This window comes from Citrobacter sp. JUb117 (assembly GCF_024809055.1).
In the GTDB taxonomy this organism is placed as follows: Bacteria; Pseudomonadota; Gammaproteobacteria; order Enterobacterales; family Enterobacteriaceae; genus Citrobacter; species Citrobacter gillenii.
This window is the reverse complement of record NZ_JANUFB010000007.1, coordinates 126,739-142,211: the sequence shown is the minus strand read 5'-3', so window position 1 is coordinate 142,211 and position 15,473 is coordinate 126,739. Positions and strand designations below refer to the sequence as shown.

Below are 15,473 nucleotides of genomic sequence, written 5' to 3'. Positions count from 1 at the left end.
GAATAGTTTTTCGATTTACCGCGTAAATGCAGTCGGTATGACAGCACATGGTGCGCAATTTAAACGCTTATAACGTTTTAAAGCAAGGTGGGATCTAAAAACCAGAACAATATAGCGATATGAAAAATCCAGTTAGAACAAAACACCATTTCCTGGAAAAAGGTATGGGTAATAATGCGAACAAAAAACAATCAGACGTCGTAAAATTCAGGATGACTGTATTGACCCGCGTAAAAAAGCCAGCTTTCGCTGGCTTTTGGAAAGATAATCTTACGGATACGCCTCAATCGTTACTTTTGGCAAGTAAACGTTCCGCCAGCACAAAGCTAAACCGCGTCCCTTTGCCCGGCGTACTCTCGATATTCAATCGGCTGTCGTGATGATTTAAAGCATGCTTCACAATAGCCAGCCCCAGCCCGCTACCGCCCGTTTGCCGCGATCGCGCTTTATCCACGCGATAGAAACGCTCGGTCAAACGAGGAATGTGCTCAGGCGCAATCCCTGGCCCATTATCTTCGACGCTGAACTCGGCTCCTGCCGTCGCCCGCTGCCAGCGCACGGTGATGTGCGTTCCCGCCGGCGTATGGTTCACCGCGTTATAGATAAGATTCGAGATTGCGCTACGCAGTTGCTCCTCGTTACCCATCACGCTCAGGCGATTATCCACGTCGAAGGTAAACGTGTGTTTATTCTGGCTCAGCGTTTGTGCTTCGTGCTCAGCCACGCGCAGTATCATCGGCACATCTACTTTTTCATTCTGCGGCAGTGTCGGTGCGGCTTCTATTTTCGATAGCGTCAGCAACTGTTTCACCAGCCCTTCCATACGCTGCGTTTGCTCACGCATGGTATCCAGCGCTTTCTCTCGCGTTGCCCCTTCCAGGGGATGCTCCTGCATCATCTCCAGATAACCTTGCAGCACCGTCAGCGGCGTACGCAACTCGTGGCTGGCGTTGGCAAAGAAATTACGCCGCGCGCCTTCCAGTTGGTGCATCTGCGTGACATCGCGCGCCACCATCAGCAACTGCTTGTCGGTATACGGCATCACCCTAATTTCCAGATGCCGCCCGGTATTAAGTACCAAATTAATTGGCCGACTAAAGTCGCGCGTTTTCAGGTATGAGGTAAATTCCGGGTAGCGAAGCAGGTTAAGAATATTTTGCCCACTATCGTCCGGCCAACGCAGTCCCAGAACCTGCTGTGCCAGGCCGTTACACCAGAAAATCCCACCCTCTTCGGTGGTCAGTACCACCGCATCAGGCAGCGATTCAGCCCCGCTGCGAAAACGCTTAATCAGATTACCCAGTTCGCGGCGGCGTTTTTTGTTACGCAGTTGCATTTGATGCAGGCCGTAAAGCAGCGGTTCCCAACTGCCCCGCCCCGGCGGAGGCGTCATACTCCTGTCGACCCACAGCCACCAGGACAAACGCAGTAAATTCCAGAAATGCCAGATAAGCAGACCCGTTACCGATGCCAGTAAAAACCACGGCAGATAACCGAAAAAAGCACTAAGGATAAAAGCCGGAATGCAGCAAAGTATCAGCTCCAGTACCAGCCTTTTCCATGACAATCGTTCCAGCAAACGTCGCACTCCCTATACAACTTGATCTAATGGGCTATTTTCCGTGCCGGTCAGAAGCGGGTTGAAAAACGGTATCCCGTTCCGCGTACCGTCTGCACCATGCGATCGTGGCCGCTGTGCTCCAGCGCCTTACGCAAGCGGCGGATATGCACGTCAACCGTCCGGTCTTCTACGTACACGTTGGTGCCCCAGACATGATTAAGTAGTTGTTCGCGGCTGTAGACGCGCTCAGGATGAGTCATAAAGAAATGCAGCAGTTTGAACTCAGTTGGCCCCATATCCAGCGGTTCTTCGCCGGTCATTACACGATGCGAGGTGGGATCAAGGCTCAGCCCCTGCATCTCAATAACTTCTTCAACCGCCATTGGTGAAATACGACGCAGTACGGCTTTAATGCGCGCCACCAGCTCCTTCGGCGAAAACGGCTTGGTGATATAGTCATCCGCACCGGTTTCCAGCCCACGTACGCGATCTTCTTCATCACCTCTTGCCGTCAGCATCATCACCGGGATGTCCCGCGTCATCGCTTCACGTTTGAGGTGTTTAATGAACTGTAACCCCGAGCCACCGGGAAGCATCCAGTCAAGCAGGATAAGATCCGGCCAGGGTTCATTGAGTTGATTCACCGCACTGTCATAGTCTTCGGCTTCTACAGGTTGGAACCCGTTTTGCTCGAGCACGAAGCAGACCATTTCACGAATTGGAGCTTCATCTTCTACGACCAGAATACGTCTCGCCATGATTTGCCCTGTTTTAATTTAATCGTTCATACCCTCTATACGCCGCCATTATGCGTCAGATTTATGACAGATTTATGAAAAAGATAGTCCAGGCTTAACCAATGTTGTTGAATTATGACAGCCCGGAAACAAGATATTCACGCCATTGCAAGGGTATAATCCCCCTCATTGCTTTTTCGTCATGGAACTCGTATGCGCATCCTTCATACCTCAGACTGGCATCTGGGCCAAAACTTCTACAGCAAGAGCCGCGCCGCCGAGCATCAGGCCTTTCTTGACTGGCTGCTGGAGACCGCACAATCCCATCAGGTGGATGCCATTATTGTGGCAGGCGATATTTTTGATACCGGCTCACCGCCGAGCTATGCCCGCGAGATTTACAACCGCTTTGTCGTCAATTTGCAGCAAACAGGCTGCCACCTGGTGGTGCTGGCAGGCAACCATGACTCGGTCGCCACGCTTAATGAATCACGCGATATTTTGGCGTTTCTGAACACCACGGTGGTCGCCAGCGCAGGCCATGGACCGCAAATACTGAAACGCCGCGACGGCACGCCAGGCGCCGTGCTGTGCCCGATTCCCTTTTTACGCCCACGCGACATCATCACCAGCCAGGCTGGACTCACCGGCAGCGAAAAACAACAGCATTTGCTGGGGGCAATTACCGACTATTACCAGCAGCAGTACCTGGACGCCTGTGAACTGCGCGGTGAACGCAACCTGCCGATCATTGCAACCGGGCACCTGACGACCGTCGGTGCCAGCAAAAGTGACGCGGTACGTGACATTTATATTGGCACACTGGATGCCTTTCCGGCGCAGAATTTCCCGCCAGCAGATTACATCGCGTTGGGACATATTCACCGGGCGCAGGTCATCGGCGGAACAGAACATATTCGCTACTGTGGCTCGCCGATTGCCCTCAGTTTTGACGAATGTGGCAAAAGCAAAGGCGTGCATCTGGTGAGCTTCGAAGACGGCAAGCTACATACCGTCGACAATCTCACCGTACCGGTCACGCAGCCGCTGGCAGTATTGAAAGGCGATTTAGCCGCCATTACCGCCCAGCTTGAGCAATGGCGCGATGTAGAGCTACAAACGCCCGTCTGGTTAGATATTGAAATCACCACCGACGATTACCTGCACGACATGCAGCGCAAAATTCAGGCGTTGACGGAAGACCTGCCGGTAGAGGTTCTGCTGGTGCGCCGCAGTCGGGAGCAGCGCGAGCGTATTATGGCCAATGAGCGGCGTGAAACGCTGAGCGAACTGAGCGTGACGGAAGTCTTTGACCGCCGTCTGGCGCTGGAGGAACTGGAAGCGCCGAGGCGGGAACGTCTTAATCAGCTGTTTAATGACACGTTACAGACGCTTGCCGGGGAGGCTGACGCATGAAAATTCTTAGCCTGCGCCTGAAAAACCTCAACTCCCTGAAAGGGGAATGGAAAGTCGACTTCACGGCAGAGCCTTTTGCCAGCAACGGTCTGTTTGCCATCACCGGGCCTACAGGGGCCGGAAAAACCACCCTGCTTGATGCGATTTGTCTCGCGCTGTACCACGAGACACCGCGCCTGAATACCGTATCACAGTCGCAAAACGACCTGATGACCCGCGACACCGCCGAGTGTCTGGCAGAGGTCGAGTTCGAAGTTAAAGGCGAAGCCTACCGCGCGTTCTGGAGCCAGAATCGGGCGCGTAATCAGCCTGACGGCAATCTGCAGGTCCCGCGCGTGGAACTTGCCCGCTGCGCCGACGGAAAAATCCTCGCCGATAAAATCAAAGATAAACTGGACATGACCGCCACGCTCACCGGGCTGGATTACGGACGGTTTACGCGTTCGATGCTGCTGTCGCAGGGGCAATTTGCCGCCTTCCTTAACGCCAAACCCAAGGAGCGCGCTGAGCTGCTGGAAGAGCTGACCGGCACCGAAATCTACGGACAAATTTCGGCAATGGTGTTTGAAAAACACAAAGCGGCGCGCAATACGCTCGAAATATGCGAAGCGCAGGCGGCGGGTGTCGTACTGTTAAGCGAAGAGCAGCAACAGCAGTTGCAGCAAAGTTTGCAGGTACTTACTGACGAAGAAAAAATTTTGCTGGCGCAGCAGCAACATCAGCAGAAAGATTTTCAATGGGTTACGCGCAGCGAAGAACTGGTTCGTGAACAGCAGCGCGTGGCTAGCTTAGCGCAGCAGGCCCAACAGGCGCTTGCGGACGCCGCGCCTGAGCTGGCAAGACTCCAGCTCGCTCAGCCTGCCAACCAGCTTCGTCCACTGTGGGATCGCCAGCAGGAGCAGACTGCACGCCTGGCGCAAACAAAGCAGCGGATCATTGAAGTAAATACTCGCTTACACGCTAAAACCTCGCTGCGCGCGCGCATCCGCAACGGTGCACTGCGCAGCCACGAGCAACTTCAGACCGAACTTACCGCACTGGCGCAGTGGTTGGCGGAGCATGATCGATTCCGCTTATGGGGCCAGGAGATTGCGGGCTGGCGCGCACTTTTTTCTCAGCGTAGTCGCGATAAGCATCAGCTTACGGCGCTCGCTGCCCGTATCGCTGAGTTACGCCAGAAACTGGCGGCGTTGCCGGAAAATGCCCTGACGCTCACCGCGGATGAGGTTGCGGTCGCGATGGAACAGCAAGCGCAATCACGGGCTTTCCGTCAGCGTCTGACCTCACTTCATGCTCGCTATCAGCCGTTGCAAAAACGTCTGCGTCAGAACGGTGAAAGCGTGCAAAAAGCGCAGGCGCAGCAGGCCGCGCTCAATGAAACGCTCACGCTACGCCGACAGCAATATAAAGAAAAAAATCAGCACTACCTGGACGTTGAAACGCTCTGCAAACAGGAAGAAAAAATCAAAAGTCTGGAGGCAGAGCGCGCGCTTTTGCAGGCCGGACAGCCCTGCCCGTTATGCGGCTCTACTGCACATCCTGCGGTCTCGGAGTATCAGGCGCTGGAACTGAGTGCAAACCAGCAACGTCGCGACCAGTTAGCCAAAGAAGTCGCAGCACTGAAAGAGGAAGGTCTGCTGGTTCTGGGGCAGGTCAATGCCCTGACACAGCAAATCCAGCGTGAGACAGAAGAGATACAGACGCTCTCTCAGGAAGAGCAAGCACTCACTAAAGAGTGGCAGGACGTTTGCACCGCTCTGAATATTACGCAGAATATTCAGGAGGATATTACCGGCTGGATGGGCGAACAGGAGCACTACGAGCGCCAGCTTTATCTGCTCAGCCAGCGCCTGACGCTGGAAAACCAGTTACACGATCAGCAACAACAGGAACGCCAGTATCAACAACAGCTGGCGACGACGCATCAGGGGCTGGAAAGCGCCTTGTCCGCGCTGTCACTGACTGCACCGGAAGACGGCACAGAGGCAGCCTGGTTAAGCGCCCGCGAAACCGAATTCGCGCAGTGGCAGGAGAAACAGACGCAGCATGGCGTGATTCAGGAACGCATTCACGCCCTGAAGCCGCTGCTCGACACGCTTCCGGCAACGGACACCGCAGAAGCCGAAACGGTTATCCCTGAAAACTGGCGCGAAATTCACGACGACTGCGTGTCGCTGCAAAGCCAGCTTGCCGCACAGCAACAGCAGGAAACGCTGGAAAGCGAACGCTTGCAACAGTCGCAGGCGCAATTTACCGCCGCCCTGGCGGCCAGTTGCTTTGCCGATCAAGAGGCGTTCCTTGCCGCGCTGCTGGACGACGACACCGTCCGCCGCCTTGAGCAGTTAAAACAGACGCTGGAAAATCAATCGCAGCAGGCAACGGCGCTGTCCGGGCAAGCCAGCCAACAACTGCAGACGCATCAGGCGCTGCGCCCGGAGGGGCTGGACGCCGACGCACAAACCCTGCAAGCCCGGCTGCAACAACTGGCGCAACAACTGCGAGAGAACACCACCCAACAGGGGGAGTTACGCCAGCAGCTTAAGCAGGACAGCGATAACCGCCAGCGTCAGCAGGCATTAATGCAGCAGATTAAAGAGGCGGCCAGCCAGGTCGAAGACTGGGGCTATCTGAATGCGCTGATTGGCTCGAAAGAAGGGGATAAATTCCGCAAGTTTGCCCAAGGCCTGACGCTAGATAACCTGGTGTGGTTGGCTAACAATCAACTGACCCGCCTGCACGGTCGCTATCTGCTACAGCGAAAAGCCAGCGAAGCGCTGGAGCTGGAAGTGGTTGATACCTGGCAAGCCGACGCCGTTCGCGATACCCGCACGCTGTCCGGCGGTGAAAGCTTCCTGGTAAGTCTGGCCCTGGCCCTGGCACTGTCCGATCTGGTCAGCCACAAAACGCGCATTGACTCCCTGTTCCTTGATGAAGGTTTTGGCACGCTGGACAGCGAAACGCTGGATACCGCGTTGGACGCGCTGGATGCGCTAAATGCCACCGGCAAAACCATTGGCGTTATAAGCCACGTCGAGGCCATGAAAGAGCGCATTCCGGTGCAAATCAAGGTGAAGAAAATCAACGGGCTGGGTTATAGCAAACTCGACAAGATGTTTGCGGTGGAGTAGTCGACAGACGGGTGCGGCTTCACAGGCCGGATAAGCGTTAGCGCCATCCGGCACAATATGTAGCATAATATTGCATACTCAGAGACGGATATGAAATGGCATTTCATTTCACTTATCCGCAAGCTATGCTCTTATTGGCGGCGAACGTTCGCCGCTGTGGCGCACATCTGCGCTGATATTGCTGGCAGGTCGTATGAAAAAAGTGATTTTCTCTTTAGCCCTCGGGACGTTTGGGCTGGGCATGGCCGAGTTTGGCATCATGGGTGTGTTAACCGAGCTGGCGCGAGATGTAGGAATTTCCATTCCTGCGGCGGGCCACATGATTTCGTTTTACGCCTTCGGCGTGGTGCTGGGTGCGCCGATTATTGCGATCTTTTCCAACCGCTTTTCGCTGAAACATATTCTGCTGTTTCTGGTCACGTTGTGTGTAATAGGTAACGCCATCTTCACCCTCTCCTCATCCTATTTTATGCTGGCGGTCGGCAGGCTGGTTTCCGGTTTTCCGCACGGCGCATTCTTTGGCGTCGGGGCCATTATTCTGACTAAACTCGCACGCCCGGGGAAAGTCACCGCCGCTGTCGCTGGCATGGTCAGTGGGATGACCGTCGCCAACCTGATTGGCATTCCCGTCGGTACCTGGCTGAGTCAGGCATTTAGCTGGCGCTACACCTTTTTGCTGATCGCCGTGTTTAACATTGCAGTCATTGCGTCGATTGCCTTCTGGGTGCCCAACATCAGTGACGAAGCAAAAGGCAAACTGCGAGAGCAATTTCACTTTCTGAAAAGCCCGGCACCGTGGCTTATTTTCTCCGCTACGATGTTTGGCAACGCCGGCGTGTTCGCCTGGTTTAGCTATGTGAAGCCATACATGATGTATATCTCCGGTTTTTCTGAAGCGCTGATGACCTTCATCATGATGCTGGCTGGATTAGGCATGGTGCTGGGCAATCTGCTGAGTGGGCGGATTTCGGGCCGCTATACGCCGCTGCGCATTGCGGTGGTGACCGACTTCGTGATTGTGCTGGCCCTGGTGATGCTGTTTTTCGTCGGCGATATGAAAGCCGCGTCGCTGACCTTCGCCTTTATTTGCTGCGCGGGTCTGTTTGCGCTGTCGGCCCCGCTACAAATTTTGCTGCTGCAAAATGCGAAAGGCGGCGAACTGCTGGGTGCCGCCGGTGGGCAAATGGCCTTTAACCTCGGTAGCGCGGTTGGCGCATACTGCGGCGGCATGATGCTGACGCTGGGTTTTGCCTACAACTACGTAACCCTCCCAGCGGCCCTGCTGTCGTTTTCCGCCATGTCATCGCTGCTGCTGTATGGGCGTCTGAACCGCCCTACAGGCGTAAATTGTATGCCGGATAAGCGCCATCCGGCATAGCAAAATTACCCCTGCGGCCACAGCCAGGCCGCACCGCGAACCCCGCTGGAATCACCGTGCAACGCCTTGCGTAAAGGCGTTTCACACTCACTGCCAAAGACGAACTGTTTAATCAATGACGGAACGGTCTGATACAACCTGTCGACATTACTCATCCCGCCCCCCAGCACGATGACGTCCGGGTCAAGGATGTTCACCACATGAGCCAACGATTTTGCCAGGCGCAATTCATAGCGGCGTAACGCCTGCTCCGCCAGCGCATCACCTTCGCTCACCAGCCGAATAATATCGCTACCTTTCAGTTTATTACCGCTCAGGCGATGATAATCCGTGGCGAACCCGGTCCCGGAGATGAAGGTTTCAATACAACCTTGCTTCCCGCAGTAACACGGTACTTCCTGCCGATAGCGCAATTCATCTTCGTCCATCCACGGCAGCGGATTATGCCCCCACTCACCCGCAGTACCGTTGCCGCCGATATGCGCCCGACCATTAAACGCCACCCCGGAGCCGCAGCCGGTACCGATAATCACCGCGAACACCGTTTGCGCGCCCGCCGCAGCGCCGTCTACCGCTTCAGAGACCGCCAGGCAGTTAGCATCGTTAGCCAGACGGACCTCCCGGTTCAGACGCACGCTTAAGTCTTTGTCAAAAGGCTGCCCATTGAGCCAGGTTGAGTTGGCATTCTTCACCACCCCCGTGTAAGGGGAAATCGATCCGGGGATCCCCATACCAACGGTTCCGGTCTGTCCGGTGGCTTTTTCCGCCATATCCACCAGTGCGGCAATAGTTTCTATGGTTTGCCGGTAGTCATCACGCGGCGTGGGCAGGCGATGGCGGAAAAGTTGCTCCCCCGCATCACTCAGCGCGATAACTTCTGTTTTGGTACCACCTAAATCGATTCCTATACGCACACACTGGTCCTCATTTTTTGGGAATATCAACAGAGTAGAGGCGAGCATGGTGTTAGGCAATGCACGCCCGCCGACAATTCGTTATTATGCCCGCTGAATTTAACGACAAGGCCGTGGAAATTATCATGCTGTGGTTCAAAAATTTAATGGTTTACCGTCTTAGCCGCGATGTTTCTTTGCGCGCCGAAGAGATGGAAAAACAGCTTACCTCAATGACGTTTACCCCTTGTGGTAGCCAGGATATGGCAAAAATGGGCTGGGTTCCGCCGATGGGATCGCACAGCGACGCATTGACGCATTCCAACAATGGCCAAATTATTATCTGCGCCCGCAAAGAAGAAAAAATTCTGCCGTCGCCGGTGATCAAGCAGGCACTGGAAGCCAAAATCTTCAAGCTGGAAGCTGAGCAGGGTCGCAAACTCAAGAAGACCGAGAAAGACTCGCTGAAAGATGAAGTGTTGCACTCCTTGCTGCCGCGTGCCTTTAGCCGCTTTAGCCAGACAATGATGTGGATAGACACCGTTAATGATTTGATCATCGTCGACTGTGCGAGCGCTAAGAAAGCGGAAGATACGCTGGCACTGCTGCGTAAAAGCCTGGGCTCATTGCCGGTAGTCCCGCTGACCCTGGAAAACCCGATAGAGCTCACGCTCACCGAATGGGTCCGTTCCGGGACGACTGCGCAGGGATTCCAGTTGCTGGATGAAGCCGAACTGAAAGCTATGCTGGAAGACGGTGGTGTGATCCGGGCGAAGAAACAGGACCTGGTGAGTGATGAGATCGCCGTGCACATTGAAGCCGGAAAAGTCGTCACTAAGCTGGCTCTCGACTGGCAGCAGCGCATTCAGTTTTTGATGTGTGACGATGGCTCGATTAAGCGTCTGAAGTTCTGTGATGAGCTGCGCGACCAGAACGAAGATATCGACAGAGAAGATTACGGTCAGCGTTTTGATGCCGATTTCATCCTGATGACCGGTGAACTGGCAGCATTGATCAAAAGTCTGGTGGAAGGATTAGGCGGCGAAGCACAGCGCTAAGCGCATCAGTCTTGCCGGATAACGCCACAAGCGGCTTATCCGGCATATTACGCTTACAGGTAACGGCAAAGATAGGACGTCGGCTCTGCGACCTGCAGATGAAATTCACTGTGCCCAGGCACGTTAAACATCTCCCCGGCAACATACACTTTCCACTCAGTTTCGCCCGGCAGCAATACATTCAATGCCCCACTCACCACCGTCATCTCTTCAGGTGCCGCCGTGCCAAAGGTGTACTCGCCTTCCACCATCACACCCACGCTCGCGCGGCCAGTACTGCTGCTGGTAAAACCAATCGATTTTACTTTGCCGGAAAAGTATTCATTACTTTGAAGCATACCACTGGCCCTATCTCGTTATTAAGTTAACAACCAATATAGGGGCCTGACGTTCCCTCTGTCACGCAAAATTACGCCAGAAGTTCCGAAGCCAGACGGGCTATCAGCACATTCGACAACAGTACCGGAACGTCGAGTGATTTTTGCAGTACATCACGATGACGCTGATTAAACCCCAGGCAGTCGAGCATAATCACGTCGGCACCTTGCTCAAGAAGTTGCTTTCCAGCATCAATCAGTTGTTGTTCGGTGCCATCAATGGGATTGGCCACGGCATAGACTGGCGGCGTTTGTAGCACCTGCCATTTCTGCGTCTGGGCGACGAGTAATTCAGTGACGGGTACAATCACACCAACCTGATGCCCGTCGACAATCGACGCCACCAGAGGGGGAATAATACGTAAGGGCTCCAGCAGGATGCCGTTTCGGATCGTCAGACGAGTAATGACCGCAGTGCTCATCAATAAAATGACGTCAAAACCCTGATTATCCAGCACCTCAACGATACCTTGCAGCGCGCGTTCCACTTTCTGGCGCGAAACGTGCGCCAACTGTTGGTCACTGAGCAGCGTTAATAACACATCGTCGCCCGGCGAGATGGCGTACTCGGCCATCACCTCTTCCCGCCGCATCTGCCCTAGCAAACTATGGTGGGTAATGTGTTGCTCATCAATATATTCCGTCAGGAGCGGTAATACCTCACACATCGGCACAACGCCAATCGTGAGGATAGCCAACGACGTACTCATGTGTTGCTCCACCGTCTTCTTACTTTGCTGTGAATTCCCGGATAAATGCCGGGCACTGACCTGCGCTATAAATGTTCAAAAGCGTAGCAGCAGATAAGCAATACATTGTGTAAAGATTCCAAATCATTCTAATAATTTATTGTTATCGTTTACTTTTCATTTTTCGCACTCTCCAGAGACGTGCGAAAAATGTGACACAGACAGCGTCCGACCTCAGGTTTTCTGCGGATCCTCATAGCGTTTTTTGGCATCCATTGCTTCCTGCGCGGACGGATGTTCGCTAATCAACGAATTCGGCTTCGGGTGGTCAGCGCGGAGTTGATACCAGGTGACCGTCTGGCCTGGCGTACCTTTTTCAACAGTAACAATCGTCGCTTTACGTGGATAAGGGGGGTTTGTCGGCATAGCGCTTCCTTTTGAATGGATAAGCGTTAAGTATAGACCCCACCCTGCAACCGCGGCGCAGCCTGGGACATCATCGCCAGGATATCAGCCACAACCTGAGAGGGTTCGTGCGTTGCATCAACAATAAAGTGCGCCGCTTGACGATACAGCTCGTCGCGTTGCTCAAGCACTTCCTGCACCTCTTCGGTCAGCGGTTTACCGGTTAAGGTTGGGCGCAATCCTTCTTCAGGCGCGGCTTCCAGGCGACTCACCAGTACCGAGACCGGCGCGCTTAAATAAATGACCATGCCGTTATTTCGCATGTAGTGACGGTTATATTCGGTAAGAATAATGCCGCCACCGGTCGCAATAACCGTTGAGGGGCCGGTCACGGCCTGCAAAGCGGTCGTCTCCTGAGCGCGAAATCCTTCCCACCCCTCTCTTTCAACGATTTCGGCAACGGTCATTTGCACATGTGATTGCAACCAGCGATCGGTATCAACAAACTGGAAGTCGATAGCTTTCGCCAGCGCCATACCGGTTGTCGTCTTACCACACCCCCGCGGGCCAACAAGAAAAAGAGGTTGCGTCATCGAAGAAATTCCCCAGAGAGCCGCCCACAAGCGGGATCTGATGCTGTTAAAGTTATAATCATACCATCAAACTAGTACATCACCAAAACGTAAAGAATAAGTTCCACCACAGACTAAAAAGCCCATTGATTCTCACTATAACAAGATTTCACAATGATGAAAGTGTAAAAAATAAATTACAGTCTTTATTTTCTACGCTGAACTTCCAGCCACCACTTATCCAGTTCAGCAGCAAAATGCTGTCGGTCGCGCGGTGAAAGCGTGTCCGGGCCTCCGGTCTGGATCCCACTGGCACGGAGTGTGTCCATAAAATCACGCATCATCAGACGTTCACGGATGGTGGCTTCGGTATAGCGTTCGCCACGAGGATTCAGCGCCGCGGCCCCTTTTTCAATCACTTCAGAAGCCAGCGGTATATCCGCGGTTACCACCAAATCGCCTGCGCTACACTGGCGCACAATCTCGTTATCGGCAACATCAAACCCGGCAGGAACACGTAATGTACGGATAAAACGTGAAGGCGGCACGCGCAAACTCTGGTTGGCGACCAAAATCAGCGGCATCTGCATACGCTCTGAAGCCCGGTACAAAATATCTTTAATCACATTCGGACACGCATCCGCATCCACCCATATTGTCATAACACCTCCTGGTTCCTGTGCAATCGCACATTGTCTCGTGCTTTTACTTTCCGGCAAAGTGCTGTTTCTCCTTCTGAACATATCCATTCCGCGCTAAGCTTAACTTTCCCAGGTATACCCTAAGTAATTCAAAAGTATGACGGGTATAAAACAATGAATATCACGCATAGGGAGTGACAAGATGGACAAGAAAATTGGTTTTATCGGCTGCGGCAATATGGGCAAAGCCATTCTTGGAGGCATGATCGCCAGTGGTCAGGTTCTCCCCGGACAAATCTGGGTCTATACCCCCTCTCCTGATAAAGTCGCCGCATTACACGACCAGTACGGCATCAACGCCGCGCAGTCGGCGCAGGAAGTCGCCCAAATTGCCGATATTGTCTTTGGTGCTGTGAAACCCGGCATCATGGTTAAAGTGCTGAGCGAAATCACCTCCAGCCTGAACAAAGATTCACTGGTCGTCTCTATTGCCGCTGGCGTCACGCTCGATCAGCTTGCCCGCGCGCTGGGTCATGACCGTAAAATTATCCGCGCGATGCCCAACACACCGTCGCTGGTTAATGCGGGCATGACCTCCGTAACGCCAAACGCGCTGGTGACACCGGAAGATACGGCTGACGTATTAAATATTTTCCGCTGCTTTGGCGAAGCTGAAGTGATTGCGGAATCGATGATTCACCCGGTCGTCGGCGTCAGCGGTTCTGCGCCGGCCTACGTGTTTATGTTTATTGAAGCGATGGCTGATGCGGCCGTCCAGGGCGGCATGCCCCGCGCGCAGGCGTATAAATTCGCCGCACAGGCGGTGATGGGGTCAGCAAAAATGGTTCTCGAAACAGGAAAACATCCTGGAGAACTGAAGGATATGGTGTGCTCACCAGGTGGAACAACCATTGAGGCCGTGCGCGTTCTGGAGGCCCGTGGTTTCCGTTCTTCAGTCATTGAAGCGATGGTTAAGTGCATGGAACAGTCGGAAAAACTAAGCAAATCCTGAGTGGGCAACCGGACGTCAGGCCGCCGCTTCAGTGCGGTTACGTCCGGAATTCTTTGCTTTATAAAGCGCCATATCCGCCGATTTCAGCCATTCTCGATAGTGTTCCGTTTCTGAAGTCAGCGGTGCGACGCCGACGCTGATACGCAGAGCAACCTGCGGAGCACAGGACAATCGCAATAGGCTGAGTCGTTCGTGGACACGAGACATGGCGGCGATGGCGCTGCTCGCCGGGGTACCGCACATAATCACAGCAAATTCATCGCCACCAAAACGCCCTATGACATCGCTGCCGCGCAGCGTCATCTGCAGCTGACGCGTTAGCGCGACAATAGCCTCATCGCCAACGTCATGGCCCCAGGTATCGTTAATACTTTTGAAGTGGTCGATATCGATAATCAGTAACGTGGCGTCGCGCTGATAACGGCGGCAGTTATCAAATTCATTGCGCAGCAAAAGCTCCCAATGACGTCGGTTATACACACCGGTCATACCATCTCGCGTGCTCATCACCTGCAACCGACGTTTGTGCTCAGCCAATTTGATGACCGTCTTATAGCTCACCCACGCAAACAGCAGCGGATACAACACCAACACCGGCAGCGACAGCATCACACTCAGTTGCGTACTGCTAAACACCACGGGGATGTCCGTCAGTTGCAGGGTGACCAGACATGAGACAATCGTCAACACCAGACCGGCGATGAATAACCGTATTCCCCCTGCGCCCATCAGGTTGATACAGATAATCATCAGTAGGGCCGTCGACGGTAGCAGGTTTACCCCCATCAGCCCTATCCACATTCCGGTCAGAATCGCATCGGCTTTTAAGTTGGTGAATTCGCTATGCATCGGGTCATCTGCTTTGCCCGCCAACTGCCATGCCAGATGCGGCCAGACAAAAGCCCATCCTACCAATAAAAGCCACCAGCCTCCGGTGATCGGCTGAGACACCAGGACCGACGCGATAGGGAAAAACATCCCGCCCAGTCCCACCGCGCGCGGCAGCCTGATCCGTCGGGCAAATCGCAGTCCGGAGCGCTGATGGTCATTTTGATGAAGCGATAAAACCGCTTCATTTGGGACGACCTTTTTTTGATAGAAACTTTCATCATTCATCGTATTTAGGAACATTCTGAAACAAATTTCCCAAATTATAGAAAGGAGGACGTGCGCGGGAGTATGATATTTCGGGTGAGCGAATTTCGCTGCTCACCCTTATGTACTACGCAATTACGCTGCTTTTTTCAGGCAGGCACTCATAAATTTATTGCGATCATCACCTTTCAGCGACTGTTCCGTTGCCTGAACATTACATTCACGCATCTTCTGTTGCTGTGGCGTCAGGCTTTTTTCCTCGGGGGCCGATTTACTGTTTTTCAGGCAATCACTCATATAGCTCTTACGCGCATCCCCTTTTAAGGTCTGCGCTGTGGCCTGCTGGTTACAGGTGGTCATTCGTTGTTGTTGCGGGGTTAGCGTTTTCTCGGCGGCGCCAACAGTCGCTAAAAAAAGCAGACCAAAAAGCAACGTCATGACTAATGATATTTTCATAGCACCTTCCTTTTCTGAACGACGAGACACAGATAAGTCTGGCTGCTAACGATAA

At 53.6% G+C, this 15,473-nt stretch carries 15 protein-coding genes; 5 read left to right on the top strand and 10 right to left on the bottom strand.

The window, feature by feature from the left end; translation table 11 throughout:
* Positions 1-283: 283 nt before the first annotated feature.
* Together phoR and phoB are read right to left on the bottom strand one after the other, a co-directional pair.
* A complete protein-coding gene (gene phoR / locus M2374_RS17090) occupies positions 284-1,579 on the bottom strand; it encodes a phosphate regulon sensor histidine kinase PhoR (RefSeq protein ID WP_096759459.1) in 1,296 nt (431 codons plus the stop codon).
* A 50-nt stretch (positions 1,580-1,629) separates the two neighbouring features.
* Entirely contained in the window at positions 1,630-2,319 is a 690-nt protein-coding gene (gene phoB, locus M2374_RS17085; RefSeq protein ID WP_096758099.1) for a phosphate response regulator transcription factor PhoB, read from the bottom strand.
* Between the two features lie 192 nt (positions 2,320-2,511).
* Between phoB and sbcD the strand changes: the two genes are divergently transcribed.
* The 3 genes from sbcD (at position 2,512) to araJ (ending at position 8,220) form a co-directional block, all read left to right on the top strand.
* Positions 2,512-3,714: an exonuclease subunit SbcD gene (gene sbcD, locus M2374_RS17080; protein ID WP_115259250.1), complete on the top strand. Its 1,203-nt coding sequence runs from the start codon at positions 2,512-2,514 to the stop codon at positions 3,712-3,714.
* The gene (gene sbcC, locus M2374_RS17075) at positions 3,711-6,842 is read left to right on the top strand and encodes an exonuclease subunit SbcC (RefSeq protein WP_181688425.1); all 3,132 of its coding nucleotides are present in this window, start codon (positions 3,711-3,713) and stop codon (positions 6,840-6,842) included. The genes sbcD and sbcC overlap by 4 nt, the downstream gene beginning before the upstream one ends.
* A gap of 193 nt (positions 6,843-7,035) precedes the next feature.
* Positions 7,036-8,220 (top strand): MFS transporter AraJ, encoded by a 1,185-nt coding sequence (gene araJ, locus M2374_RS17070; RefSeq protein WP_153879404.1) that lies wholly within the window; start codon positions 7,036-7,038, stop codon positions 8,218-8,220.
* Between the two features lie 5 nt (positions 8,221-8,225).
* Here araJ and mak read toward each other — a convergent pair whose 3' ends face one another.
* Positions 8,226-9,134 carry a fructokinase gene (mak, locus tag M2374_RS17065; protein WP_181631511.1) on the bottom strand — a complete coding sequence of 303 codons (909 nt, stop codon included), beginning with the start codon at positions 9,132-9,134 and terminating at the stop codon, positions 8,226-8,228.
* Positions 9,135-9,259: 125 nt separating this feature from the next.
* Between mak and rdgC the strand changes: the two genes are divergently transcribed.
* Positions 9,260-10,171, top strand: coding sequence for a recombination-associated protein RdgC (gene rdgC / locus M2374_RS17060; protein ID WP_137362723.1), 912 nt, complete (start codon positions 9,260-9,262; stop codon positions 10,169-10,171).
* A gap of 53 nt (positions 10,172-10,224) precedes the next feature.
* On the opposite strand, the gene ppnP is transcribed toward rdgC, so the two are convergent.
* The 5 genes from ppnP to M2374_RS17035 form a co-directional block, all read right to left on the bottom strand.
* On the bottom strand, positions 10,225-10,509 hold the full coding sequence (gene ppnP, locus M2374_RS17055) for a pyrimidine/purine nucleoside phosphorylase (RefSeq protein WP_181688426.1): 285 nt from the start codon (positions 10,507-10,509) through the stop codon (positions 10,225-10,227).
* Between the two features lie 71 nt (positions 10,510-10,580).
* Positions 10,581-11,258, bottom strand: coding sequence for an AroM family protein (locus M2374_RS17050; RefSeq protein ID WP_181688427.1), 678 nt, complete (start codon positions 11,256-11,258; stop codon positions 10,581-10,583).
* A gap of 213 nt (positions 11,259-11,471) precedes the next feature.
* The gene (gene yaiA / locus M2374_RS17045; protein ID WP_096758106.1) at positions 11,472-11,663 is read right to left on the bottom strand and encodes a protein YaiA; all 192 of its coding nucleotides are present in this window, start codon (positions 11,661-11,663) and stop codon (positions 11,472-11,474) included.
* Between the two features lie 26 nt (positions 11,664-11,689).
* The gene (aroL, locus tag M2374_RS17040; RefSeq protein WP_115259255.1) at positions 11,690-12,235 is read right to left on the bottom strand and encodes a shikimate kinase AroL; all 546 of its coding nucleotides are present in this window, start codon (positions 12,233-12,235) and stop codon (positions 11,690-11,692) included.
* 185 nt (positions 12,236-12,420) lie between these two features.
* Entirely contained in the window at positions 12,421-12,876 is a 456-nt protein-coding gene (locus tag M2374_RS17035; RefSeq protein WP_096758108.1) for a YaiI/YqxD family protein, read from the bottom strand.
* A 181-nt stretch (positions 12,877-13,057) separates the two neighbouring features.
* Between M2374_RS17035 and proC the strand changes: the two genes are divergently transcribed.
* The gene (gene proC, locus M2374_RS17030) at positions 13,058-13,867 is read left to right on the top strand and encodes a pyrroline-5-carboxylate reductase (RefSeq protein WP_096758109.1); all 810 of its coding nucleotides are present in this window, start codon (positions 13,058-13,060) and stop codon (positions 13,865-13,867) included.
* A 15-nt stretch (positions 13,868-13,882) separates the two neighbouring features.
* Here proC and adrA read toward each other — a convergent pair whose 3' ends face one another.
* Both adrA and psiF read right to left on the bottom strand, forming a co-directional pair.
* Positions 13,883-14,998, bottom strand: coding sequence for a diguanylate cyclase AdrA (adrA, locus tag M2374_RS17025; RefSeq protein ID WP_115259256.1), 1,116 nt, complete (start codon positions 14,996-14,998; stop codon positions 13,883-13,885).
* A gap of 99 nt (positions 14,999-15,097) precedes the next feature.
* Positions 15,098-15,418, bottom strand: a complete 321-nt coding sequence (gene psiF / locus M2374_RS17020; protein ID WP_096758111.1) for a phosphate starvation-inducible protein PsiF — start codon at positions 15,416-15,418, stop codon at positions 15,098-15,100.
* Positions 15,419-15,473 lie beyond the last annotated feature (55 nt).